This window comes from Viridibacillus sp. FSL R5-0888 (assembly GCF_038009105.1).
Lineage (GTDB): Bacteria > Bacillota > Bacilli > Bacillales_A > Planococcaceae > Viridibacillus > Viridibacillus arenosi.
Genome location: NZ_JBBPAU010000001.1, coordinates 2,144,499 through 2,170,936 on the forward strand (window position 1 = coordinate 2,144,499; position 26,438 = coordinate 2,170,936).

Below are 26,438 nucleotides of genomic sequence, written 5' to 3' on the forward strand. Positions count from 1 at the left end.
TCGAATTACGCTATATATAAGGCTTTTGTGAGTAATTTTAGCTAGACTTCTGTATAATAGAGTTATGAGGTGAATTAAATGTTTGTTAGTAATAAAGAGATAGAAATCCGTTATGCGGAAACAGACCAAATGGGTGTAGTATATCACTCGAATTATATCATTTGGCTTGAATTGGGACGTACACAGTTAATCCATGACTTAGGATTTTCAGTGACACAACTTGAGGCAGATGGTTATGTATCACCAGTGATGGATATTTCCATTCAATACAAAGCTTCGATGAGATATGGCCAAGTTGCGACAGTTCGAACTTGGATTGAATCCCACGGAAAGTTACGTACAGTATATGGCTATGAGGTTCTTCATGAAGATGGCACTGTAGCGGTAACTGCAAAATCAGAACACATTTTAGTGAAAAAAGATAATTTTAGACCTGTTTCTTTAGGTAGAGTAGACCCTATATGGGATGAAAAATATAAAGAAATTGAAAGAAAAGAAGCTTAATGGCATTAGGTGTCACTAGAGCTGAGCTGGAATTATGGAAAGAGCGCGTGACAGCTGGTGAAATCGCTTTTCTTACTCATTATTGGAAGGACGAGCGTTTCCCAGGTTGTAAAACTGTGACAAAAGCAGGTTGTGCTGACGTCGAAAAACTCATCAAATGGGGAGCAAACTATGGTTTAAAACCTGAGTGGATCGATTATAAGCATTACCCGCATTTCGACCTTTTTGGCGACTTTGAACGCCGGATTTTGTTAAATGAAGGGCAATTACAGCTGTACAATCGCTTTTATGCATAACAAAAGCATGGCGCACTTAGCGCCATGCTTTTCGTTTGTTTTATTAAGCTTCTTTTGTATAATCATATTTAATCTCATTAAGTGTTTCATCCACCAAGATATGTAGATCGTGATTGTCGAAAAACCACAAATCATCTTCTTCGATGTAGAAAAGTATTTTATTCTTTTCAACTTCAACTGCAGGATTCGTAGACTGTTCACGATTCATACCAAGTGAAAAACCTTCATGAAAAGGGCTAGAACCACCATAGCGAGCATAAAATCGAATTTGGTCCCCGTCATCTAAATCCATTTCTTTTTCAAACCATTCTAGTGCTTCATCTGATACGATAATTTTCATGCGATGTACACTCCTTGTAGTTTACAACCATTTTACCTTAGGCTCAGTGCCTGCTTTAATACGCACAATATTCGAACGATGTCTGTAAAAAATAAAGGCTGCTAAGATTGTAATGATGATTAATAAAAAATAGTCTTGCTCAAAGAACGTATATATAATAGCATAAACAAAAGCTACTACAGAAGCAAACATAGAAGAAAAGCTGACCATTTTGGATACTTTTAAGCAAAGTATGAATGCAATAAATAAGATGATGAAAATTGGCCAATGGTAACCTAGTACTACACCAGCTGATGTGGCTACCGCTTTACCACCACGGAATTTTGCGAATACAGGGAACATATGACCAACAACTGCTATTGCTCCAGCAATCAGTGGATGAATGCCACTATCTGCAAAGTAAGCAAGTGTAGGTAATACCGTAGCTATCGTTCCTTTTAAGATATCCATAAGTGTTACAACAATACCTGCTTTTTTACCGAGAATTCGGAAGGTATTCGTTGCACCAAGGTTTCCGCTGCCATGTTCGCGGATATCGGTTTTATAAAATAATTTACCGATCCATAAACCTGAAGGAATTGAACCTATCAAGTATGTCAAAATGATTAATAGAATCATATTCATAAAAAACTCCTTCTTTTTTAGTAGTTGGTACTAATAGTTTATCATAATAGTATGTTGGTACACAATATACTCATCTTCTTAGATTATTATCTTATTCTTATTTTGCTTTAGATTCAACGTATTGGTACAATAAACTCTATATGAAATTAAATTACCGCTTGTTGACAGTAAAAGAGAAAGTGCGTAATATAATTTTAAGTGGAACGGGTGTTTGTATTTAGGGGGAATTTTTTTGACAGATAAACAAACAGTCATGTCTTACAATGATGATGCGATACAAGTACTGGAAGGATTAGAAGCTGTTCGTAAACGTCCGGGTATGTATATCGGTTCAACTGATAGCCGAGGATTACATCATCTTGTTTATGAAATTGTCGACAATGCAGTCGATGAAGCATTAGCTGGCTTTGGTTCACATATCATTGTGAAAATTCACGAGGATCAAAGTATAAGTGTACGTGACTACGGTCGAGGCATGCCAACAGGTACGCACAAAACAGGTAAACCAACACCGGAAGTTATTTTTACCATTCTGCATGCAGGTGGTAAATTTGGACAAGGTGGCTACAAAACAAGTGGAGGATTGCACGGTGTAGGTGCTTCCGTAGTAAATGCACTATCCTCATGGCTTGAAGTCACTATTCACCGTGACGGCACAAAATATAGAATGCGCTTTGAAAATGGTGGTAAACCCGCCACTACATTAGAGAAAATCGGTACAACAAAAGAATCGGGAACATGTATACATTTCCTACCAGATGACACTATATTTTCAGCGACAAAGTATAATTTTGACACCCTTGCTGAACGGTTACGAGAATCTGCCTTTTTATTAAAAGGCTTAAAAATCGAGCTAATTGAAGAACAAACAGGCAATCATGAAACGTATCATTACGAAAACGGTATCGAGGCATTCGTTGCATACTTAAACGAAGAAAAAGACGTTCTACACCCAGTCAAGTATGTTGAAGGATCACAAGACGAAATTGCAGTCGAATTTGCGTTCCAATTCAACGATGGCTATTCAGAAACAATTTTATCTTTCGTTAACAACGTTCGTACTCGTGACGGGGGCACACATGAAACCGGTGCCAAGGCAGCTATGACACGTGTATTCAATGAATATGCACGTAAAATTGGCTTACTAAAAGAAAAAGACAAAAACTTAGACGGCTCAGATATTCGCGAAGGCTTAGCGGCTATTATTTCCGTTCGTATCCCTGAAAACTTACTACAGTTTGAAGGACAAACGAAAGGGAAGCTAGGTACTAGCGAAGCGAGAAGTGTCGTCGATTCAGTTGTGTCTGAGAAATTACTTTATGTGTTAGAGGAAAACGCTGAACTAAGTGCTTCCCTTGTACGTAAAGCAATACGTGCGCAACAGGTACGTGAAGCAGCGCGTAAAGCACGTGAAGACGCACGTAACGGTAAGAAAAACAAAAAATCTAGTGCATTATTGTCTGGAAAGCTAACTCCAGCACAATCTCGTAACGCTGCTAAAAACGAATTATATCTTGTCGAAGGTGATTCTGCGGGCGGTTCAGCAAAACAAGGCCGTGACCGTACATTCCAAGCGATTTTGCCACTGCGTGGTAAAGTCATCAACACCGAAAAAGCAAAATTACAAGATATCTTAAAAAATGAAGAAATCGCTACGATTATTCATGCAGTTGGTGCAGGAGTAGGAGCTGACTTCACTATTGATGATGCTGCATACGATAAAGTCATCATCATGACCGATGCCGATACAGATGGAGCACATATCCAAGTCCTATTATTGACATTCTTTTATCGCTATATGAAACCGTTAATTGAAGCGGGTAAAGTATATATTGCACTACCTCCACTTTATAAAGTTTCAAAAGGGGTAGGTAAAAAAGAAGTATTGGAATATGCTTGGACTGAAAAAGATTTACAACAAGCGATTGATAAAATTGGCAAAGGCTATATTTTACAACGCTATAAAGGTCTCGGTGAGATGAATGCCGACCAATTATGGGATACAACAATGAATCCAGAAACAAGAACATTAATCCGTGTTAAAATCGACGATGGTGCGCGAGCTGAACGCCGTGTTACAACACTTATGGGCGATAAAGTAGAGCCACGTCGTAAATGGATAGAATCTAACGTTGATTTTGGTCTAGAAGACGACTCCAATATTCTTGATAATGAATTCATTCAAAATGAGGAGGACTTAGTATGACACAGACCGAAAGTTATCAAGATTTACCACTAGAAGAAGTCATCGGCGATCGGTTTGGTCGATACAGTAAGTACATTATTCAAGATCGTGCCTTACCAGATGCTCGTGACGGTTTAAAACCCGTACAACGCCGTATATTATATGCAATGTTTATGGGAGGTAATACACATGATAAACCCTTCCGTAAATCAGCAAAAACAGTCGGTAACGTAATTGGTAACTACCACCCACATGGTGATAGTTCAGTTTATGAAGCTATGGTACGTATGAGTCAAGACTGGAAAGCGCGTCATATGCTAATTGAAATGCATGGTAATAACGGTTCAGTCGACGGAGATTCAGCGGCAGCAATGCGTTATACAGAAGCGCGTCTATCTGCTATTGCAGCTGAAATGCTTCGTGATATTCAGAAAGAGACAGTGGATCTTGTACCAAACTTTGATGACCAAGATATGGAGCCTACTGTATTACCTGCTAGATTCCCAAATCTACTTGTTAACGGCTCTACTGGTATTTCCGCAGGTTACGCAACGGATATTCCTCCACATGCATTACACGAAGTATTAGACGCTGTTTTAATGCGATTGAAAAACCCAATTGCGACTGTAGATGAGCTTATGACCGTTATCAAAGGTCCAGATTTTCCAACCGGCGGTATTATCCAAGGTGTGGAAGGTATCAAAAAAGCATATGAAACAGGTAGAGGGAAAATTATTGTTCGTGCAAAAGCGGAAATTGAAGAGCTTAAAGGCGGCAAGGAGCAAATCGTTGTTACTGAAATACCATATGACGTTAATAAAGCAAACTTAGTCAAGAAAATTGATGAAATGCGTTTAGATAAAAGACTTGAAGGAATTGCAGAAGTACGTGATGAATCAGACCGTACAGGTTTACGGATGGTCATTGAACTAAAAAAAGAAGTACCCGGAAAACCAATTCTGCAATATTTATATAAAAACACAGACCTTCAAATTACTTACAACTTTAATATGATTGCGATTTATAAACGTCGTCCAACGATGATGACATTGCCATTACTATTAGATGCATATATCGATCATCAGAAAGAAGTAGTAACAAGACGTTCTCAATTTGACTTGAAAAAAGCGAAAGATCGCCTACATATCGTAGAAGGATTGATGAAGGCATTATCGATTTTGGATGAAGTTATTCATACAATCCGTCAGTCAAAAGATAAAAGAGATGCTAAAAACAACTTGATGTTAAAATTCGAATTCACTGAAATTCAAGCTGAAGCAATTGTTTCATTACAGCTATATCGTTTAACTAATACCGATATTACGGAATTACGTGAAGAAGAAGAAGAACTTAAAGCGAAAATTGCTGAATTACAAAGTATTTTAGAAAGCGAAGCAAAACTAATTAGTGTAATTAGGAAAGAATTACAAGATGTGCGTAAACGTTTTGCTGAACCACGTCGCTCAATTATTGAAGCTGAAATTGAAGAAATAAAACTGAATTTAGAAGTTTTAATTCCAAGTGAAGATGTTGTGGTGACAGTTACTAAAGATGGTTATGTTAAACGTACTAGTCAACGTTCTTACAATGCTTCGAATGGTAAAGACTTTGCGATGAAGGATTCCGATCATCTATTGTACGAATCCCAAATTAATACGCAACAGCATCTATTGCTATTTACTAGCAAAGGACATTATATTTATCAACCTGTACATGAGCTACCGGATATTCGTTGGAAAGACTTAGGTCAGCACATCTCAAGTATTGTGCCAATTGATTCGGATGAAGTAATCATCAATGCACGCGGGGTAGAAACATTTGACCAGGATGTATTTGTTATGACAATCACTAAAGGTGGCCAAATTAAACGCTCACCACTGAATGAATATGTAGTTCAGCGTTATTCAAAACCAATTAAAACAATGAACGTGAAAAAAGGTGACGAAGTAATTTATGCGGATCTCGTAACGATTACGGATGAAGTCATCTTGACTACTCATTTCAGTTATTCCGTTCGATTCCCAATGGAAGATGTACCCGTTACAGGTGTTAAAACAGCTGGTGTTAAAGCCATTAACTTAAAAGAAGAAGATTACATTGTAGCTGCAAATATACTCCCTGAAAATGATAAAGGTGATTTAATGCTTGTTACACATCGTGGTGCAGTGAAGAAAATGGATGTCTCTGAAATAGAAGTGAGCGGTCGTCCAAAACGCGGAGTCGTAACAGTTCGTGAGTTGAAAAAGAATCCTCACCGTGTCTTTACAGTCATTTATGTTCATAAAGGTGATGTGTTACTTTTAGAAACTGAAAAAGGTGTTCAAGAGCAAGTACATGAAGATAATTATCGTAATGCAGACCGTTACTCAAATGGTTCATTTGTAGTTGATATTGATACTGACGGTGAACTTACAAGAGTTGTGAAAATGAAGCCTACAAAATAATATATGTAACATTACAGGAAGAAAGGAGCTCATAGTAGCTCCTTTCTTTTTAAGGAGAAGAATATGTGGAAAAATCGGAATGTTTGGATTGTTTTAATTGGTGAATTAATTGCAGGACTTGGATTATGGGCGAGCATAATCGGTAATCTAGAGTTCATGCAAGAAAAGGTGCCTTCTGACTTTGTTAAGTCACTTATTCTATCAAGTGGTTTACTAGCTGGAGTGATGATGGGGCCATTAGCTGGACGTATAATCGATCAATCCCGTAAAAAAACTGTGTTAATTTACTCTAGTGTTGGGCGTGTTGTAAGTGTTGTCTTTATGTTTATAGCATTAGCGACAGGATCTATTTGGTGGATGGTTGTTTTCTTAGTACTTTTACAAATTTCTGCATCTTTTTATTTTCCAGCACTTCAAGCTACTTTGCCTTTAATTGTAGGTGAAAAGGATTTATTGCAATTAAATGGTTGGGATATGAATGTTTCTACAGTTGCTCGTGTTGCAGGGACCGCCTTAGCCGGTTTGATATTAGTATATTCGGCTATAGGTACACTTTATTTGCTCTCATTCGTCGCGTATATTGCATTGCTCTTGTTTACTTTTATGTTAAAAATCCCAGAAGAGAAACCTCAAAGCACCGCTCAACCCGAGGAAAGTACTAAAAAGGGAAGTGGCTTTAAAGAAGTATTCCCAATGCTTCAAGCAAATCTGGGTGTGAAAATGACGTTTATTTTATCGTTTATACCTCTCTTATTTTTAGGTTCATTTAATTTATTAGTCATTAAGATAAGTGAATTTCAAGATTCTGCGATGATTAAAGGGATGATTTATACTGTAGAGGGCATTTCCTTTATGGTTGGTTCCTTTGCTATCAAATATATTGGGGAGAAATGGAGGATAGAGCGAATCTTATTTGTTTGTCTCATTGTCATTGGAAGTGGGGAAATGCTGTTGTATTTTGCAGGAAGTTCGTTCCTGACATTAATAACATTTGCGCTCTTCGGATTCTCTTTAGGTTGTTTCTTCCCAACAGTAATGACGATATTTCAAAAACAAGTACCGAAAGAATACCATGGACGCTTCTTTTCTTTCAGAAATATGCTAGATCGAATTATGTTTCAAATAGTCTTATTGTCCACAGGTGCTTTACTAGATTTTATTGGCCTACAATTCATGGTGCTGGTATTTGGCGCTATCAGCGTACTGGTAACGACCTATTATTGGTTACAGATGAAACGTGTTGGGGTTCAGATTGAAGCGGAGCAAATATAACTAAAATATAAATTAATTCTCTTTATTAAAAAGGATTTTTTCTTTATTCATAGAATTCTTGAAGAAGACTACAATCTGTAAGGAGGATTACTTTGAGCCAAACATTTAGACAGTTTTTAGATAGCTATTTAGAGATTTGGAGAACATGCTCATTTGAAGAGATGAAAGCACTCATTTCCAAAGACTATCAAGCACGAGAGGTTACGCAAAATGGGATAGTCGATTATGGATATGGTGAATCATTAGAAGGTTGGGCTCAAGGGTTTAATTTTGTGAAAAGTAAGGAAGCAAAATGGGACGTTAGAGAAATAGGCATAGTTCCTTTAGGTAGAGATGAATGCATGGCCATACTATCTGCAACGATTCTACTTGAAGGTCAAAGTCCTCTACCAGCTAATCTGTTTTTTGAAACTTTCCGCTTTAAAAACAATGGTTGGAAACATGTTAGAAGCTACACTGAAACTGGTGTACCCGTTGAACAATTAAATGGTTTATCTATTAATAGAAACACTGTAATGACTGAATAATAATGTAAGTTTGAATGAGGGTATTAAAAAAAGCATTTCTGTTGAAATGCTTTTTTATATTCAAATTACGTTCAATAATATAGTTTTAATCATTTATTTCTTTTCGTGCACCTTTACATAGACAGTACCAAACAAGTTGTCATCAAAATAAGCATCCATTTTCCACATACCACTTTCCGGTAGCGACATATTCGATGGCATACTCATATCAGCACCGTTATGTGGTTTTACAGTATTTTTGCCCCCAATTAATACAATTGGATCACCACCATCTTCATGGGTAGCTAATACTTTTAATGGACGTTCTAGCTCTTCTTTCGTTCCCCAAAAATGCCACATATACTTTTGAGTTTTATCTGGATAAAACTTAACTACTTCACTATCATCGTATATAAAGCCAAGTTTTCCTTTTTCACCAATCATCGTATATCCACCAGATTCAAATAAAGAACTTTCTTTCCAAACGTCCTTCTTATTACAGCCAATAATTGATAAGATAGTGAATATAACAAAGGTTATAATCAAACTCTTTTTTAGCACTAATATTCCACCTCCCTCATTTGATAATTATATTCTCTTCTGATTCATATAAACCTTTAATTTCCATTTTAAAATATATACGGAATTCTTATAGGCATTTTATTGTTCACTGTTAATACATATCCTATTTTTCATCAGTACCTTTGGATGGGGATACATTAAAACAAAATTCTACAAGCCTGATATATCAAACGAATATGCCCCTGTTGTTCAATAGGATGAGGTATTTGCTTTTGGATTCCCCACTAGTCTTTTTAGGCATCTTGTTTATTGAATAACCATATTATTTGGCTTCATTATCATATTGATAAAAAAATATATTAAGCCTTATTTTAAAACACGTAGTATGTAGTGATAAAACTTAATAGTTCTAACAAGATTAACCCCGTTCTAAATTAGGGCGGGGTTGAAAATTTAGGTGTTTATTTGGGGATTATCTATTTTCCTTCTATAATTTCATTAAAAATTAGTCCTTCTCCATTTATTTTAATTATTTTAAGTCGATTGGTGTATTTGATATATATGGATTTGTATTGTTCTACACCGTTTTTATCTATAAGAAGAAGAACGCGTTTACCTTCGTTATCTGTTATAGTTTGAAAGTTAAATTCTTTATTATCAATTTGCTCAATAATATTATTATATTCAGGTAATGAAGTCCATTCCTCATGATTTGAACTTTCATTAGATTGATTTTGATCATTTTCTTGTCGAACTTCTTGTCCTCCCTCAGTTTGCGAGAGTTGCTCATTTTTTTCTGTAACCTCGTTATTGTTTTTATCTTCTCCTTTACTGTTACAAGCCGTTAACATGATTGCAACAGCAATTAAAGTAATAATCGTTTTGTTCATTATTTTTTTTCATCTCCTGTTGATTTATTCCCCTTAATTCTAAAAACAAAACCCTATCACTCTTTAAGGGGAAATAAAAAAACTTGTTCTAGCTTAATTAATTTGTTTTAACCAATATAGAGTTTATTCAAATTCTTATTCTATTAATTGGGCAAATTGCTGAATAGATATACTTATATAAAGAATTACTCGAAGTTGATGTAACTCCGAGTAATTCATTAGCACATATTCTTAAAAGGAAAATGAAATAGTCCTTCTTGAATCGCTCAAAGAATAAAAAGCTACATTTTAAATAAAGTATCTAGAGTAAAACAGAACTTAGTAATATACCAATTACAACGGCAGAGATTGTTGAAACTAAACCAGGGAGCATAAAGCTATGGTTTAGAATATATTTTCCGATTCGAGTTGTTCCGGTACGGTCAAAGTTTATGGCTGCCACTACTGTCGGATAGTTTGGAATGAAGAAGTAACCATTAACAGCTGGGAAAATGGCAATTAATAATGCTGGATTAATACCAAGCGTTACACCAAGAGGTATTAGTGTTCGAACCGTTGCTGCTTGGCTGTATAGTAAAATAGAAAGTACAAATAATGCAATAGCAAATAACCATGGAGCTGCTGTGACTAGGCCAGAAATCGAACTGTTAATAAGTTCAGCATTACCATTGAAGAATGTGTCACCCATCCAAGCGATACCGAAAATAGCTACTACTGCTGAAGCTCCGGCTTTAAACACACTACCAGAAACAATTTCGTCAACATTTGCTTTACAACAAATAATGATTAAAGCAGCAATTGTCAGCATAACGATTTCAATGGTAACAGGCATAGACATAGGTGTAAATACGCCGTCAATATCCCAACCTGGACGTAATTTTTCAAATGAACCTAGAGCAACGATTAATACTGCGGCAAGTAAGAATAATACAACAGAAAGTTTTGAAGCATTAGTTGGAAAGAATGCTTTTTTATCTTGTTTAATTGGAGCTAAGCCTTCTTCTAAGCGTTTCAAATAAATCGGATCTTCTGGTAGCTCTTTACCTTTTCTACTAACAACAAAAGCAGCTATCATACAACCGATAAAAGTAGAAGGTATAGAGATCATTAAAATATCTAGTAAAGTAATTTCGAAATCAGCTAATAAAGCTAATAATGCTACAGTCGCTGCTGAAATAGGACTGGCTGTAATTGCTTGCTGTGATGCTATTACTGCGATTGACATTGGTCTTTCAGGACGAACACCTGATTCTCGGGCTACTTCGGCAATAACAGGTAAAACGGAGTATGCAACGTGTCCAGTTCCTGCACAAAAAGTAAAAACGTAAGTAACGATAGGAGCGATGAATGTAATCCATTTAGGATTTTTTCTTAATGCTTTCTCCGCAATATGAACGAGATATTCCATACCACCTGCGGCTTGAAGAGCTCCTGCAGCAGTAATTACTGATAAAATCATCAGCATAACATCAATAGGTGCGGAAGTAGGTTCTAGGCCGAAAAGAAATACAAAGATTGCTAATCCAACACCACCCATTACTCCAAGACCAAGTCCACCTATCCTAGCACCTATAAAGATGCAGATTAACAAAATCAAAAATTGTATCCAGAACATATCAGTTTCCTCCAATTACGAATGGTCATTTTATAACGATAAGTTTTTGATATGTAAACCTTGTTTACATTCTTTGTCGAATGATTCACAAATAGACATTTTATTAATAATAGCCATGAATAGAACATAGAACTTTTAGTTTTTCATGAATGAAATTGTAGGATATCCGTTGTAAACGATTAGAGAGAAGGGTGCTTTAGGATTCAAAAGGGATGAAATTTATGAAAGATAAATTCTTAATATACATATTGTTAGTCATATCGGTTTCAATTGTTGGGAAAAGATTTAGCCGTTAGACATTATTTTAACTATTAGCCTTGGCACACCGATTTTTTCTAGTTTGGTTAAAAATACTTAAACCTATTCCTTCGGGGAAATAGAAGGAATAGGTTTTGGCCAATTTCATATTGGATTAAATATCTTTGATCAGGGGGATTTTCTTTTATTGTATGGATTATTCTTTCATATTTCCAAAATGAAAGATGTACTAACGGGGTAGCATTTTTGTAATATATGAACTGTTTAATTTTGCTAAATCAATAAACTTTGTGAAAGAATGTACGGGTGCTTTAGTAGAAGATCTTTGAGCGTTCAGACAGTTCTTTTTTCTTACTTAACAAAAGGGACAGGTTAGTTAAAGAAGAAGGAGTAGAAGACTATTTTAAATAGATTTACCATAGTAGAATTTTAAATTTCAACACTATATTGAATGAATATCTGAAATGAAATGCTCAGTAAATTGTGAACTAATATGTATATGTGGAAAGAAACGATTAAAAGGGTCACTCGTTGGCAAGTGACCCTCGATGTCAGAAAAAAGGGATGTGTAAGGCGAAATTACCTTAACTTTACAATTACTATCATGGGTTAGCTAGTAAAAGAGGCTTTGAGTTAATGTATGAAGCTAACGCCAACAATAATTAGAAGAATAAATAGGACAACGATTAAAGCGAATGAAGAATTGTTACGTCTACCATAGTCATTATAGTTTTGATTTCCCATAATAAATTCCCTCCTTTCTATAATCTAGAATATGTTTAGTTATATAAAGGATATAAGGTATTCATCTAATCAATCATTCATTTGAAAAAAATAAATAAACGTGTTACCTAGTTTGTGAAAGATTTTGGTTGGTGTGGAGCTGCATGAAATCCATTTGAAGTAGAAATTTATGAATCTATATAAAAAAGATTACTGAACACTTTGCAGAAAAAGGTCACCGAAGACAACAAACCAGGAGATTTGAGGATAAATTAGCTTTACACTACTATTACATTGAGTGATAGCTATCTAAAGCGGTTTTGGAGACTATTTGATTTTAGAAAAATCATTGACAATGTTGAAGACTTTTATCCATTATTAGATAATCTGAATAGAAGCTAAAGCATAATTTTTCACACATAAATATTGGGTGTGTTGAATTGATTAATACATGAAAGTAGTCCGACAAATTAGAATAATGAATAGAACAACAAATAGAAGGAATGTTGAATTATCTCCATATTTATTGTCTCCACAGTTACTGTTAAAATTGCACATATTTCCGGAGTATCCCATAAAAATATCCTCTTTCTTCATTATTCTATTCATCAAAGGATAGGAGGGGCAGGACAATAGGGAATTAATAAATAAGGTAATCCATTACTTATGACTAGTATCCAAGAATTTGTAAAGAACTTAAACGATTATCTTAAGTTTTCATTATTTGATAATAATGAATAACACAACATATATCTGTTCGTAAATCCATATACATACATTGATAGATAAAATTCTTCTTGGTATAAAATAAAAACGCTAAAATTTTGCGAGTGATAAAATGTGAAAAAACTTACATTTAAAATTATAAATTTTTTAATACAAAAACCTCGACTGCTACCAGTCGAGGTTTTTTGTTGCTTCAAGGAAAGAATTCTATATAGACGAAACATTATGTAAAAAACTATCTAGTTTGAATTGTTGGAGTGAATGAGGAGTAAATAATATGAATAATAAAAAGTATAATGACCTTAAATTAGGCGACTTATTCAACTAAAGGGCCAGGTTAGTTGAATAAGCCATTTGTATTTATTATATTATGCTAATTACCCCGACCATTCATATACTTATTCCTAACATGTAACATTAGCAATACAACGCTCTACATACTCCAGTACTTCTTTCGAAATCGGGTATAGGCCCGTTTCCTCAGAGGGCAGTTTTCTGACTTCCCAGAACTTATCCATCAATGTCGTATCTCCTTGAAAAGTATCGTTTGATATTTCTATTAACTCGCAAGCAATTTGGTGACCTTCCTCTGATTCAGGTTTAATATTGTGTTTTATACACCACTCAATTCGTCGTAGCAAAGAAATATACTGATGTGTTGTCGAATCATTGTTGCCGAGATTTGGAATTGTCTCTTGCAAGATTACCTTTTCATCAACTTCAAAATAGTCAATCCATTTTTTAGAGCTATTTTGTGAAATTTGAATAAGTTGAGAGACACGTTCCCAAGACAAAGATTCTTCCAAGTCGATCATATTAATTAAAGATTTTGTATTAGAAATGCTTGTTTGAAGTTTGGAAAGTTCATCTTGTAGATAATTGTGATGCGAAATTAGAATTTGTTTATAGGATAGTCTATCTAATAAATCGCGAATATTTTCGAGTGGAAGTGAAAGTGATTTTAGAATGATGATTTTTTCTAATTTAAACATATCCTCTTCTGAATAATATCGTCGTCCATTATCATCTTTAAAACTTGGTGTGAGGAGATTAATCTGATCGTAATAACGAAGTGTGCGAACGGAGACATTTCGCTGCTTTGATACCTGTCCAGTAGTCCATCGTTTCATTTTATTCCCTCCTAAAAATAAAGCTTGCAGGTGACGTAACGTCATCTAATATAGTTTGATTATACCATATAAAGGAAGAGTGATGGCGGATGAAAACAAATGAAATGAACTGGAAGGAAGAAGACCGTTGGGGTTTGAAAGAATTTATATTTTTAATGTTACTTGAATTTGTATTTGTAATTGGGTGTATTAAATTCTTTGTTCACCCAATTTATTCTCACTGGCTTGATAATGTTCTATATGCTGGAACATTAATGGGATTGACAATAGCAATTATTCTAATTTTAGGTGTTTATTTTATTGCTCTCCGTCCGAAAAAACTTTCTTGGAGTGAAGTAGGGATAAAAAGGTTCGCTGTTAAGGATTGGAAAATCATTGTTATATTTTCTGTTATCTTAATGGTTGGTGCCGTGATAATTGTAGTGCTTACTAGTTTTATAGGGAATTCGTGGGAGAACAGCAAAACCGAGGCAATACAGCAAAATGTAACTTTCGTTACGGTTCTAATTGCCTTTATTTCTGCGGCGGTTATCTCACCAATATACGAAGAAATTTTTTATCGCGGTTTTTTATATCGTTGGTTACGTACACGTATAGGATTTATTGGAGCAATTTTACTTAGCTCAACAATCTTTACAATTGTTCATATTCCAACATATAATGTAATGCCAGTAAATTTCTTTAGTGGTATCATTTTTGCTTTAGCGTATGAACGAACTAATTCGATCTGGCCATCAGTTATTATTCACGGTTTAACTAATGGGATTATGGTTTTGTTGACAAGTTTGGGATAAAGATGTTGTTATGAGTAGCCGGAACATACCATGCTAACTACCAGATACAAGAGCTGAAAAAGACTGCTAATAAGCAGTCTTTTTTATTATGCAGCCTGTCGGGTAGCATTCCTGTAATGAATAAAATGAATTATGTAAAATCAACAAAGTTTGTGAAATAATGTACTTAAACTAACGGTGCTTTACTTCAATAAGTAAACAATAAAATATGAACAATATTGTTTAATAAAGTCAAGTAATAGATACTCTTGTTACTAGTGTTGACTATGATTATATTCGATAGGTGTACAGTCAAAAAAGAAAAGAAGGTATTACTATTAAACGTAATGACCTTCGATTTTGTTTGTTTATTTTTTTAGTTGCAAGCAATTCCGTCTTTATTTCGATCCAACCGATGGTCTCCAAAGCCAGCTGCCTTTGACTCGTTCATAAATTTAGTTGCTTCAGAAGCGTTGCTAAAATCTGAACAATCCTTATCTATTTTAAAATTGTAAATTGTAGTAGAAGATGTTTTGACTTTTTCATCCTTTTTAGATTCTTCTTTTTCTACTTTTCTTTTATCATATTCTTTCTTTGCCTCTTCTTGAGATTTCTTCATATCTTCTTCCATCTCTTTTACATAATTTGCGGCTTCAATTTTTCTTTGTTTTTCTTCTAATTCACTTTTCTCTAGTTCAGCTATATGTTTTTCGTAAACACAGGGGCCAATAGACCAAATTAATATTAATAATAAAATAATTAGTAAAATAACTCCTTTGGTATATGTTTTTTTTCTTTTCTTTTTATAGTAGCACCATATTGTTGTGAGAATGACTGCAAGGAATAATAAGAGGTTCCAAATTGAACCTACAATACATTCTAAAACAAGCATAAACAAATATAGACACACAAGTATAAGCAACAATATTATTACTTTTATAGTATCCTTGTCCTTCATTTTGTTCCTCCGTTTATTTCTAGTTAATTAACACTAATCAATTTTAGTTATAAAAGCTCGATAAGTAAATGAAAATTTGGTTTGAGAAAAAGGAAGAGAATGAAAAAATTAAATATTATATATTTTATGAATATATGGTAATATTTGAAACTCTCTTTATATCTAAACGTATATATTAGAAAGGATGTTGAAATACGGATTATAAACATGTGAAAAAAAAGAGGTGTCTTTCTTTATGTACAAACAGATATTCCAAAAAATACATATCTAAAATCGCAAACGGCTAGTTATACCAAAGGTTTTTTACGGGTCAAATCATTGATATATCAACATTTATAGAGGGAGGAATAGTTATGACTAAAAAGCAAAAGATTACAATTGTTGGTGCAGGGATTGTTGGTGCGTCTATAGCTTATAATCTATCAAAGGAAAATCAGAATGTCACTTTAGTTGAGTGTCACTCAAAAGCAGGATATGGGGTAACAGAGAAATCTTTTGCTTGGATTAATCCATCAGGGCGTGTTCCAAATAACTTTCAACATTTGTATGACGAGTCACTTGCAGAATATCATGTATTGGAAAAAGAGATACCAGAATTGAAGGTAGATTGGAACGGTGCACTTACATGGGGAAATCTCACAAGCATCAATAAATCTCATGTGAAAAAAATAACTCGTCAGCAAATATCGGAGCTAGAACCTCATTTGAAAGAATATCCTGAGGAAGCTCTTTATGCTTATAAAGAAGGCGCGGTAGACCCTAATGTCCTAACGAATCTTTTGGTAAAGATAGCGGAAGAAAACGGGGTAAATATATTATTCGATACAAAAGTGACACAAATAAAAAAAGAGGGTACCAAAGTTGTTGGCATACATACTTCAAAAGGTTATATAGAATCAGATGTAATTGTATTAGCAACTGGTACAGCGTTACCTGAGTTGTGTAAACCTCTTGGTCTTGATATTCCTATTGAGTCTTCACCATCAATTATTATTCGTATGAAATCTCCAAAAAAGCTCATTCACACCTTAATTTCTAATTCAAGATTTGAGGCAAGACAACTATCCGATTATACACTTATTGCCGCTGAAGATTATTTGGATGAGAATGGAGAAAACGGACCAGAGGCGATTGGAAAAAGAGCATTTGAAACCCTTCGCTCCGATTTGGAAGAAGGGGAACATTTAGAGTTAGAAAGTATCAAAGTAGGAATGAGGCCTATGCCTAAAGACGGTTACCCCATTGTCGGTTTTCATGATCAGATAAAGGGACTTTATTTAGCAGTTATGCATTCTGCAATCACATTATCTCCTGTTATTAGTCGATTGGTTGCGAAGGAAATTGTGGATAATGTGCAGTTGGAAGAATTGGAAAGCTGTAGAATATCTAGGTTTTATCCACTAAATGATAAATCACTAATAGATAAATAAATCTTATTGATATTTTCCAAACTTTAGCAGAAGATAAAGTTGTTTTAGAAATGGACATTTTTAAAAGTCAAATGACTAAATGGTTGGCCACTTTACCTAGTTATTTCAAGCAATGCCTCGACATTTCGGGGTGCGAAAGTTGAGTAAATACTAAAAGTTCTTATTGAACAAACGAGTGCTTTAGTGGAATAAGGAGATTTAAACATCTAGCTGCATTCTCATTCTGTTTAACAAAGGCTTCGTTTTATCGCAGACTAAAGAAAATTGAGTAGGATGTTTAGAACTAATTTATAATAAATATTTTGTAATTGTAAAGGGAGAATATAATGTACTCTATAGGTAAATTTTCTGAAATATGTAATATTCCCGTTAAAACATTACGCTACTATAGCGAGATTGGATTACTAAAACCTTCTTACATAGATTCTGTAACAAACTATCGATATTATGACTATGACAAAATTCAAAACATGAAAAAAATTATGCTTCTAAAAAGCTGTCAATTCTCCTTAGCTACGATTAAGGAATTTATTGAAAGCTCTGATCAGATACAATGGAAAAGAATATTAGAACATAAAATTGATGAACTTGTGGATCAAAAAAAACAAATGTCCAAACAAATAGAAGAGATGAATAGGTTAAAAATACAAATCGAAAAAGAGGCTTCTATAATTCCAGGACCTTTTTTATCCGACTGTTCTATTGAAAATCGAAAGGAAATACTAGTTTATACGATTCGTGAGAAAATAAAGGTTAAATTTATTGATAGGTTGGTTAAAAATTTATTTGATCGAGTTTACGCTTTTAATCTCGTGATTACAGGTAAACTAATGGCTATCTTTCACGAACGAGATTTGAATCAAAAAGAGGCAGATGTAGAACTACTTCTTCCAATAAAAGCTACGAACAAAATAGACGGTTGTAGAATTTTAGCTAGTGGGAAATATGCATGTCTGACTGTTAAAGGTCCTTATTCAGAGCTGGAAGTAGGATATGAAATGTTGAAAAATTGGATAATGGAACAGAATCTAACCCATGTAGGGAAAGAGATAGAGATTTATGAAAAAGGACTTGTTCCTTCCGATTTTAACATAAAAGAGATACGACCGGATTTAAACAGACATCCCTCAGAGTTTATCACCAAAATATGTATACAGGTTATCAAGAACGATAGTTAAGTAACAGTTTTATATAGAAATAGGGTAAACTCTCCACCTACTGGAGGGTTTATTCTTTATATATACAAAGAAATAACGGAGGGAAATTACTATGTATCATCCGAGATTAAAAGGTAATGCTTACGAGGCAAGTAAGCATTATGCAGAAATCCTTTATAAAAATGGATTTCGATTCCCGATAGTAACAGAAGAAAAGTTGAAATTCGGTGAGCAATGCAAACCTATTCTTACTGAATTTGACCCTAGTATTGTGAAGGAAATACAAGGATTTGCAGAAGGTTGTCATTCTTCTTTCGAAGAAGTAAGTTCTTTTCTTTTAAGTATAGGAGTATTTGAATTGGCCGGTCAATGTAGTATTTTCTCAGCTTTTAACGGAAGCGAAATGGTTATTGGCCGTAATTATGATATGCTCTTTAATCTGAAGAATTTTACAGAGTCCTCACTAATTTGTTTTGGAGGCAAAAATAAATATGTAGGTCATTCAGATTGTTTTATTGGAAAAGTTGATGGTATAAATCAACATGGTTTATTTGTAGGAATTACATCAGTTCCTCATGTGGGAATTAAGCCAGGATTGAATTTTTATTTTGCTGTTAAATATATTTTAGAAAATTGTTGTACTGTGGGAGAAGGAATAGAAGTGTTGAAAAGATTTCCAAGTTCGGTAGCTAATAACTACTTGTTAGCAGATCCATTAGGGAGTATGGCTGTTGTAGAAGTTACCCCTAATGACTATCAAGTACGCCTTCCTACCAATAACTATATTCATTGTACCAATCACCATGAAAGTACATCATTATCTGAAAGCTGTAATTGGAGCAAATCAAAAGAACGTTTTGAAACATTAGATATACGTCTTAAAGAAAACGTCAATAAAATGACTCTTTCCATTGCACAATCAATTATGTCAGAAACCAAGGGACATGTTTGTTTAAATTTAAAAGAATATAATTTTGGTACGCTCTTCTCTGTTGTAGCAAACTTAAATACATTAGATATACTTAGAGCCGAAGGTCAACCAAACAAAGCAAAATATAAATCAGATATACGATTGACAGATGCTGTTTTAAAATAAACCCTTCATGTCTTATAAAAACATTAATCAAAAATTCGAACTTGAAAGAGACAAATATGAATTCAATTAAAGCTTCTTTTTCTTATCTTGAATAGATGAAACAAAATTACAGAACAGAAACCATTCTTTATGAATGTTTGTAAAACATTACACTTAAACTAACGAGTGCTTTAGTAGAAGATCTTGGAGCTGTTCAGACAGCTCTTTTTTTATTCATCTAAAGGGGCAGGTTAGTTGAATAAAAAAACTAAGCTAATTGGAGTTCGCTTACAGATTGGTCTAAAACTGGATTTTAACGTATATAAATTCAAGTGGTGATTGAAAATGATTTCATTTATTCTTTTATATTTAATAGGAATACCTGTTTCAGTACTACTGTACTCATTTTCAGCAGCAGTTCCAATCGTCATGCGGCATAATCTAATTGTTTATTGCCATTAATATATTCTGGGCGATTTATGATGTCTGTCAATTTGCGTTCTTGAAATGCATTTACACAAATTAGAAAAAAGAGTTATCCGATGATCATCGAACAACTCTTTTTTTTAATATTTTCAGTTTTTAATTGGATTTTTTATGAGAAATGTCAAACAAATTATACTTACATTTACTATAAGAGCAAATATAGTATTAAAATCATTTAAGGGCATTAACATAATGAAGAGTGAAAATATTGCAGAAACAAGCGGAATAAATTCCTGTAAAGTAGTAATCTCTCCATTTTTGTGAAGCTGATAAGATTTAAAAAAGATGATTAACAAAACAATAGATGTCAGTAATAGTCCTGCATATCCCCAACCATCTTCAATAAACCAAGGTAAAAAGCGCATTCGTGATGTAAAAATAAATAAATTTAGTATTAACATACTCACTATTAAACTATTTATAAAGGTAACGGTTCTATTTCTCTTCATTTGAATCACTCTCCAAAACTTGATTTCGCATTTTTCATTTACTAATTGAATAATTTCCTTTATCAAAAATACCTCGCTTTATTTAGTGTAATTTTACACGATAAGAGAGTTTTTTGTCAATGATAATATATTATTTTGTGGTTTTAGCTAAGCTTACATTCAATTTATTAATAATAACTATAAATTCAATAATTTATATCACGAAGTGTTGTAAACCGTTGATACATGAATGTTTATAGTGGAAGTTTAGTAAAAGAAGAGTTAAATATAGTATTAGCAAGAGCAATGAAGAGGTGAAGAAGAGGAATCTGTTTCAAAGAAAGGCTTACATAACATGTTATAAAATAATTGTAGATGCTTACTAAGTAGATATAGGTGTAGGGTATGAAGAATTTTATATTACTTTAAGTTGAAATAGATTACTAATTATATATGATATTCATATTTAGACTATTTAAACAAAGTACGTACATTATAAATCAAGGAGAATCAAAGTGAAGAACTATATTATTGTATCTATTGGCTTATTATTGATTTGTGGTTGCTCTCAAACAAGTTCAAAAGAAAGTAAAGGTTTTATGGAAATAATTGGTTATATATCGGTATCTAAAATTGAAGTTATTGATGGACGAACTGGGGAAAGACATAGTACTACTGAAGATGAAAATATAGAACAGTTTTATCAGCTTCTAAGTGAAAGAGAATATAAAGAAATGAAAAATCATGAAAAAGTAAAGGGATATATATTGCGCTGTTCTATATTCAGGAAAAAAAGATTTTAATGTAACCTTTTTAGATGATGAAATTGACATTGACATCAATGGTACTTATTATTCACTAAATAACCCAATATTAGAAGAAGATATATTCAAACTTTTAGAGTAAGATAGACAGTTTAACGGCTGGAGGTTGATATGAGTCAATCCTGAAGTGTTTTAAAGGGTTATTCTTAGAAATTTATTATGAAAAACACATTCATAGTTAGAAAGTTTTATGTCATTTTGAACAGACTTTATTCGAAAGCTCCAATAACTTAACTAAAATGGAACAACTAAAAAAGCATCTCCATCGGAATAATGATCTCCCTGGAAATGCTTTTTGTGTTTATGGAATTGCACTTGTAATTTGTCTTTTTTCGTTTTAGTAGTTCTTGTATGTGTGCTAAAAGCAACTTCTCCACGCTGTGTTGTTACATCCTTGCCTAAATTGCGTAATACATGCTGTCTATGACGTTTTGCTTTTGAGATAGCCAAATGATATCACTCCTTCTTTGAATTGCCTTTAGCATACATGAAGAGAGGGATAGAAGCAATACATAAAGCACCTAACAACGCATTTTAATTGAAAAGAAATCGATGAACTATCTCTTATCAGAAAATAGGATATAGTGTATGGAGTTATGAAAGATGAATTAAATTCCTAAAGGTTAGAGCCAATTAGTTTACTTTATTAAAGACTTCAATTATTATTATCTAATTGCGACAAACATTATCCAAGTTAGATTGTATTGATAATTTCCTAAGTAAATAAATCTATTCATGTATATTGAAAAATAGAAAAAAGAGGTGATATTATGCAAATGAAAAAAGGAGTGGAACAGTCTATATCGGCTATTCTTATACTCAATCTACTGCCCGATAAAGCAGTGTTACCAGGAGAAGCCATTAGTGAACAGTTAGGAACTTCCGTGACTTATTTTCGGAAATTACTAAGAAAACTAGTTTGCGCTGATTTAATCATGTCCGTTCCTGGTGTAAAGGGTGGCTTTCGTTTAAATAAAAGGCCAGAAGACATTCGAATCTACGATATATACCTTGCGATCGAGGGTCAGCAATCGCATTTTGCACCAAGTGATGTACTTGATGATGTATTGAATTTAAAGAAGAATGATAGTTGTCGTTTGATTACTGAAATCATGGATGAAGCTGAAACTGCATGGCAGTCAGTTTTGAAGAACAAAACCATTGCGAAGTTATCAGAAGAATTACAACAAGAACGTTTTGCAAAAGAAGTTGAGATGTTACAACAATGGGTAAAAGAAAAGATGGTTTTATAAGACCTAGACACCCTTTTTGGAGGAATTAAGTATGAATCATTTTCAGTCACATCAAGGATTTTCGCATTCTTTTAAGGAAAACCGATTAACACTCGGTTTAGCATTTCCTTTAGAGGCATATACAGGAAGCACTCCTCAAATGGATATCGATGATCAAATAAAGCTAGCCAAACTAGCAGAAGATTATGGATTTGCCGCACTATTTGTGAGAGACGCCCCGATTTATGATCCAAACTTTGGTGACGTCGGCTTCCTATATGATCCTCTAATGTTCTTAACATATGTCGCAGCGAATACAAAAACTATTGCACTTGGAACGGCAAGTATTGTGACACCTTTGCGAAATCCACTGCATTTAGCAAAATCAACTGCAACATTAGATCAATTGTCAAATCAACGTTTCTTGTTTGGGACGGCGACAGGTGATCGCCCAATTGAGTTTCCAGCCTTTAAAATAGAGTCAGAGAATCGATCAGCCCTTTATCAAGAGAGTATTTCCGTTATGAAGACCGTATGGAACGAGACATTTCCACAAATTCAAACTGACCACGTTGCATTGACACATGGAGATGTAGTACCAAAGCCTGCTTTACAGGATATTCCTGTATTTGGGACAGGTTATTCAGGACAGACGTTAGAATGGCTAGCAAAAAATACAGATGGCTGGCTCTTCTATGCACAAGATGTAACAAGTCAGCGCACGCTAATTCAAAAATGGCGGCTTGCTAATGACACGTTTAAGCCATTTATCCAGCCAATCACGATTGATTTGTCTGCTAATCCCAATGAAGCACCAAAACCAATTGCAGGTGGCTTCCGAGCAGGGCGGAATTTTATCATAGATTACCTTTCTGCATACGAGGCAGCAGGTGTTAATCACATTATGTTTGGAATGAAATATAGTCAGCGTCCTGCTGAGGAAGTCATTCAGGAGCTAGGGGAATTTGTTGTTCCAAAGTTCCCGGCTATTAAGTAGAATCTCAGTTTCAATGGCTTATATTGTTTCAATGAAATTCTAACGTTTTATCGAAATTAGAGCACTATGTATTTAATTAAAAATATAGTCAGTCGGATTTTAAAAAAAGAGAAAAGAGATGAAAAAAATGATACCAAGTTTAAAGCGTATTAATGAATTGGCTAAAAAGCAACGTGAGAGTGAATTGACAGCTACTGAAAAGGTAGAGCAACAAGTATTAAGAGAAGATTACTTACGTGAAATTCGTGGACAAGTACTTGAAACTTTCTCAGGTTTGAAGGTAATGGATCCACTAGGAAACGATGTAACTCCTCAAAAATTACGTTCTGAAAGAAAAATTGAATCCAACGAATAAAAGGGAGTTCTCACTATGAAATTAAGCGTATTAGACCAAGCACCTGTTACTGGGGGAAATGAAGAGAGAGACGCCGTTACAAAGGCGGTAGAACTGGCAGTCCTTGCAGATGAACTAGGATATCATCGTATGTGGATGGCTGAGCATCATAGCTCAAGGACTTTTGTCAGTGCAGCACCTGAAATTATCGTTAGCCATATTGCTTCGCGAACTAAGAATCTTAGAGTCGGTACAGGTGGGACTATGATGATGCATTACTCACCGCTAAAAATGGCTGAAGTATTTAAAACACTTAGTGCACTAACACCTGGACGTATTGATTTTGGGGCAGGGCGCGCACCGGGAGGCGATCAACTTTCGATATTAGCCTTATCTGAAGGGCGTCAGCCGATGTATCACAATATGTACGAGAAATTTGAAACAACCCTTCAATTAATTAATGATGAAGTACCTACAGAAGATTTGTATAAGCAAACAATTGCAGCACCATCAAGTATCGTATTACCCGAGGCATGGCTTTTAGGCTCTAGTGGTAATAGCGCCTTAAAAGCTGGCTCTTTAGGTGTAGGTTATTCCTTTGCACAATTTTTTAACGGCAAAATGTCGAAAGAAATTTTCGACACTTATAGAAAAAGTTTTAAACCATCTGTCTATATGGAAAAATCCGAAATAAATGTTTGTTATATGGTGATAACTGCTGAAACACGTGAAGAAGCTGAATTTGAAGCAGGACCTTATGATCTGTTTAGCTTATTTTTCATGCGTGGTCAGATTATACCAATGATGACGCCAGAAGAAGCACAAAATTATCAGTTGACTGAAATGGAGAAAATGCAAATTCAAGATAATCGAAGACGTCATCAGGTCGGTTCTGTAAAAGAAATCGCAACCTTTTTGGAAGAAGAACAAGCTAAGTATGGTTTTGATGAAGCGATGATCTGTAGTATTCCAAATTCGCAAGAGAAGCGTTTAGAAGTATATAGCTTATTGGCGCGTGAACTTTTATAAATAAAATGTGAATCAAATTTAAAGTTTACAGTACACTTAGCAGAAGTATTGCAAATTAAAAATGTACATTACTAAGAGTTATAGTAATGTACATTTTTTGTTTATTGAGTATTCAATTTTGATAGTACAGGAACATTTTGTACGGATGTCTCTGTACTTACTTTATTTTGAGCGCCAGTTGGATCGAATTCATTTTCTGATTTTGCTACGATAACAGTTGCAACACCGTTACCGATTAAGTTTGTTACAGCACGAGCTTCAGACATGAAGCGGTCAACTCCGATTAATAATGCAATACCTTCTACTGGAATCATCGGGAAGGCAGCTAAAGTTGCAGCTAGAGTGATAAAGCCTGAGCCTGTTACACCTGCAGCTCCTTTAGACGTTAACATTAATACCCCTAGTAACATCACTTGTTGCCAGATTGATAGAGGAACGTCATAAGCTTGTGCGATAAACATAGCAGCCATTGATAAGTAAATGGACGTACCATCAAGGTTAAAGGAATAGCCAGTTGGTACAACTAATCCAACTACTTGCTTCGAACATCCGTAGTTTTCAAGTTTCTTCATCATTGACGGTAGTGCTGATTCAGAAGATGAAGTACCTATTACTAGGAAAATTTCATCTTTAATATAGGCGATAAATTTGAAAATATTAAAACCAAAGTATTTTGCAATCGCACCTAAGATGAGAACGATGAATAAGAACATTGTAATATAAACAGATACCATAAGCAGACCTAAATTAAATAGTGATTTAACACCGAAGTTTCCAATAGTATAAGCCATTGCACCGAATGCACCGATAGGAGAGAGCTTCATCACCATACCGATAATTTTAAAGAAAATTTCTGATGTTTGTTCAAATAATTTAATAACTGGTTTTGAAGCCTCTCCAAGTGAAGCAGAAGCGACACCAAACAAAATAGCACAGAATAGAACTGGTAGTAATTGTCCAGCTGCTAGAGAGCCGAAGAAGTTATCCGGAATGATACTCATGATAAAACCAATTAAGCCTTCACTTTCAGCAGCTGCAGTTGTATATGCTGATACATCGCTGCCATTTGCTGCAGAAGTATCTAAACCTTTACCAGGTTGTACAAGGTGAACGACTAGCAATCCAATAGCTAATGCGATCGTTGATACTACCTCGAAGTAAAGTAGTGCTTTCCCTCCGATTTTACCAACCTTTTTCAAATCACCCATATTCCCTATGCCGATGACAACCGTAAGGAAGATAATTGGTGCAATTAACATTTTAATCATTTTGATGAAAATATCTGCTAAAACTTTTAACTTAGCGCCAAATTCGGGGAACACTGCTCCTACGACAACACCAAGTAGAATGGCGATAATTACTTGTACAGTTAGGTTTTTAAAATTGATTTTCAAATGTGTACCTTCTTTCTATAATGTGTTTTGATATCGCTTTCATTGCTATTATCATAAATGTAAAGAAAACGTTTTCATATATTTTGGTGATAATGTTCTTTTCGGTCGTTTTGGTCTTTTTATTTTTCGACTATTAAAAAATCTTCCAAATGTATATATGGCAAGGGTTTACAGGTTATATTTTAATCGAAGGCTATTATTTTATTTTTATAGTACAGATAATAAAAATCTTTATGTACTAGTACAGTGAATTATTTCTCCGTACAAAAAAGCCACCTGAGATAAA

The 26,438-nt window shown here is 34.3% G+C and carries 25 protein-coding genes and 1 pseudogene; 15 read left to right on the forward strand and 11 right to left on the reverse strand.

The features are described from left to right. Positions 1–78: 78 nt before the first annotated feature. Both MKY02_RS10655 and MKY02_RS10660 read left to right on the forward strand, forming a co-directional pair. Complete coding sequence (locus MKY02_RS10655) at positions 79–504, forward strand: acyl-CoA thioesterase (RefSeq protein WP_038181910.1); 426 nt, start codon at positions 79–81, stop codon at positions 502–504. Continuing rightward, a complete protein-coding gene (locus MKY02_RS10660; RefSeq protein WP_038181907.1) occupies positions 504–800 on the forward strand; it encodes a hypothetical protein in 297 nt (98 codons plus the stop codon). Before MKY02_RS10655 ends, MKY02_RS10660 begins: the two co-directional genes overlap by 1 nt. Before the next feature lie 43 nt (positions 801–843). Here the strand turns inward: MKY02_RS10660 and MKY02_RS10665 are convergent, their stop codons facing one another. Together MKY02_RS10665 and plsY are read right to left on the reverse strand one after the other, a co-directional pair. Beyond that, a complete protein-coding gene (locus MKY02_RS10665; protein ID WP_038181904.1) occupies positions 844–1,140 on the reverse strand; it encodes a HesB/YadR/YfhF family protein in 297 nt (98 codons plus the stop codon). Between the two features lie 21 nt (positions 1,141–1,161). Beyond that, positions 1,162–1,764, reverse strand: a complete 603-nt coding sequence (gene plsY, locus MKY02_RS10670; protein ID WP_038181900.1) for a glycerol-3-phosphate 1-O-acyltransferase PlsY — start codon at positions 1,762–1,764, stop codon at positions 1,162–1,164. 253 nt (positions 1,765–2,017) lie between these two features. Here plsY and parE point away from each other — a divergent pair, with 253 nt between their 5' ends. The 4 genes from parE to MKY02_RS10690 all read left to right on the forward strand — a co-directional run bounded on the left by parE (position 2,018) and on the right by MKY02_RS10690 (position 8,192). Next, on the forward strand, positions 2,018–3,970 hold the full coding sequence (gene parE, locus MKY02_RS10675) for a DNA topoisomerase IV subunit B (protein ID WP_038183076.1): 1,953 nt from the start codon (positions 2,018–2,020) through the stop codon (positions 3,968–3,970). Next, entirely contained in the window at positions 3,967–6,393 is a 2,427-nt protein-coding gene (gene parC, locus MKY02_RS10680; protein ID WP_076065020.1) for a DNA topoisomerase IV subunit A, read from the forward strand. The genes parE and parC overlap by 4 nt, the downstream gene beginning before the upstream one ends. Positions 6,394–6,456: 63 nt before the next feature. After that, on the forward strand, positions 6,457–7,665 hold the full coding sequence (locus MKY02_RS10685; RefSeq protein ID WP_038181895.1) for an MFS transporter: 1,209 nt from the start codon (positions 6,457–6,459) through the stop codon (positions 7,663–7,665). A gap of 92 nt (positions 7,666–7,757) precedes the next feature. Continuing rightward, complete coding sequence (locus MKY02_RS10690; RefSeq protein WP_038181892.1) at positions 7,758–8,192, forward strand: hypothetical protein; 435 nt, start codon at positions 7,758–7,760, stop codon at positions 8,190–8,192. A gap of 93 nt (positions 8,193–8,285) precedes the next feature. On the opposite strand, the gene MKY02_RS10695 is transcribed toward MKY02_RS10690, so the two are convergent. The 5 genes and pseudogenes from MKY02_RS10695 to MKY02_RS10715 form a co-directional block, all read right to left on the reverse strand. Beyond that, on the reverse strand, positions 8,286–8,732 hold the full coding sequence (locus tag MKY02_RS10695) for a hypothetical protein (protein WP_076065021.1): 447 nt from the start codon (positions 8,730–8,732) through the stop codon (positions 8,286–8,288). Between the two features lie 437 nt (positions 8,733–9,169). Further along, positions 9,170–9,583: a hypothetical protein gene (locus MKY02_RS10700; RefSeq protein WP_076034858.1), complete on the reverse strand. Its 414-nt coding sequence runs from the start codon at positions 9,581–9,583 to the stop codon at positions 9,170–9,172. Between the two features lie 301 nt (positions 9,584–9,884). Then, on the reverse strand, positions 9,885–11,198 hold the full coding sequence (locus MKY02_RS10705) for an anaerobic C4-dicarboxylate transporter family protein (protein ID WP_076034859.1): 1,314 nt from the start codon (positions 11,196–11,198) through the stop codon (positions 9,885–9,887). A gap of 891 nt (positions 11,199–12,089) precedes the next feature. Continuing rightward, a pseudogene (locus MKY02_RS22010) lies at positions 12,090–12,161 on the reverse strand (YjcZ family sporulation protein); the annotation flags it as partial. A gap of 1,148 nt (positions 12,162–13,309) precedes the next feature. Continuing rightward, on the reverse strand, positions 13,310–14,035 hold the full coding sequence (locus MKY02_RS10715; protein WP_340708998.1) for a MerR family transcriptional regulator: 726 nt from the start codon (positions 14,033–14,035) through the stop codon (positions 13,310–13,312). Between the two features lie 89 nt (positions 14,036–14,124). Between MKY02_RS10715 and MKY02_RS10720 the strand changes: the two genes are divergently transcribed. Continuing rightward, complete coding sequence (locus MKY02_RS10720) at positions 14,125–14,829, forward strand: CPBP family intramembrane glutamic endopeptidase (RefSeq protein ID WP_340711159.1); 705 nt, start codon at positions 14,125–14,127, stop codon at positions 14,827–14,829. Between the two features lie 355 nt (positions 14,830–15,184). Here the strand turns inward: MKY02_RS10720 and MKY02_RS10725 are convergent, their stop codons facing one another. Then, positions 15,185–15,766, reverse strand: coding sequence for an excalibur calcium-binding domain-containing protein (locus tag MKY02_RS10725; protein ID WP_235175693.1), 582 nt, complete (start codon positions 15,764–15,766; stop codon positions 15,185–15,187). A gap of 353 nt (positions 15,767–16,119) precedes the next feature. Here MKY02_RS10725 and MKY02_RS10730 point away from each other — a divergent pair, with 353 nt between their 5' ends. The 3 genes from MKY02_RS10730 (at position 16,120) to MKY02_RS10740 (ending at position 19,449) form a co-directional block, all read left to right on the forward strand. After that, positions 16,120–17,196, forward strand: coding sequence for an NAD(P)/FAD-dependent oxidoreductase (locus tag MKY02_RS10730; RefSeq protein WP_340711161.1), 1,077 nt, complete (start codon positions 16,120–16,122; stop codon positions 17,194–17,196). A gap of 326 nt (positions 17,197–17,522) precedes the next feature. Then, a complete protein-coding gene (locus tag MKY02_RS10735; RefSeq protein WP_076065024.1) occupies positions 17,523–18,374 on the forward strand; it encodes a MerR family transcriptional regulator in 852 nt (283 codons plus the stop codon). A gap of 91 nt (positions 18,375–18,465) precedes the next feature. Beyond that, the gene (locus tag MKY02_RS10740) at positions 18,466–19,449 is read left to right on the forward strand and encodes a C45 family autoproteolytic acyltransferase/hydolase (protein ID WP_076065025.1); all 984 of its coding nucleotides are present in this window, start codon (positions 18,466–18,468) and stop codon (positions 19,447–19,449) included. Between the two features lie 554 nt (positions 19,450–20,003). Here MKY02_RS10740 and MKY02_RS10745 read toward each other — a convergent pair. Beyond that, positions 20,004–20,363 (reverse strand): hypothetical protein, encoded by a 360-nt coding sequence (locus tag MKY02_RS10745; RefSeq protein WP_076065026.1) that lies wholly within the window; start codon positions 20,361–20,363, stop codon positions 20,004–20,006. A gap of 494 nt (positions 20,364–20,857) precedes the next feature. On the opposite strand from MKY02_RS10745, the gene MKY02_RS10750 reads away from it, so the two are divergent. Continuing rightward, positions 20,858–21,145, forward strand: a complete 288-nt coding sequence (locus tag MKY02_RS10750; protein WP_076065027.1) for a hypothetical protein — start codon at positions 20,858–20,860, stop codon at positions 21,143–21,145. Positions 21,146–21,400: 255 nt separating this feature from the next. Here MKY02_RS10750 and MKY02_RS10755 read toward each other — a convergent pair whose 3' ends face one another. Next, on the reverse strand, positions 21,401–21,616 hold the full coding sequence (locus MKY02_RS10755) for a hypothetical protein (RefSeq protein ID WP_038181871.1): 216 nt from the start codon (positions 21,614–21,616) through the stop codon (positions 21,401–21,403). A 320-nt stretch (positions 21,617–21,936) separates the two neighbouring features. On the opposite strand from MKY02_RS10755, the gene MKY02_RS10760 reads away from it, so the two are divergent. From MKY02_RS10760 to MKY02_RS10775, 4 genes are all read left to right on the forward strand, one after another. Then, positions 21,937–22,419: an RrF2 family transcriptional regulator gene (locus MKY02_RS10760; protein WP_038181868.1), complete on the forward strand. Its 483-nt coding sequence runs from the start codon at positions 21,937–21,939 to the stop codon at positions 22,417–22,419. A gap of 31 nt (positions 22,420–22,450) precedes the next feature. Further along, positions 22,451–23,395, forward strand: coding sequence for an LLM class oxidoreductase (locus tag MKY02_RS10765; RefSeq protein WP_038181865.1), 945 nt, complete (start codon positions 22,451–22,453; stop codon positions 23,393–23,395). A gap of 127 nt (positions 23,396–23,522) precedes the next feature. Further along, positions 23,523–23,750: a DUF896 domain-containing protein gene (locus MKY02_RS10770; RefSeq protein WP_038183069.1), complete on the forward strand. Its 228-nt coding sequence runs from the start codon at positions 23,523–23,525 to the stop codon at positions 23,748–23,750. A 15-nt stretch (positions 23,751–23,765) separates the two neighbouring features. After that, on the forward strand, positions 23,766–24,758 hold the full coding sequence (locus MKY02_RS10775; protein WP_076065029.1) for an LLM class flavin-dependent oxidoreductase: 993 nt from the start codon (positions 23,766–23,768) through the stop codon (positions 24,756–24,758). A 101-nt stretch (positions 24,759–24,859) separates the two neighbouring features. Here MKY02_RS10775 and MKY02_RS10780 read toward each other — a convergent pair whose 3' ends face one another. Continuing rightward, positions 24,860–26,152: a dicarboxylate/amino acid:cation symporter gene (locus tag MKY02_RS10780; RefSeq protein ID WP_038181859.1), complete on the reverse strand. Its 1,293-nt coding sequence runs from the start codon at positions 26,150–26,152 to the stop codon at positions 24,860–24,862. Positions 26,153–26,438: the final 286 nt, after the last annotated feature.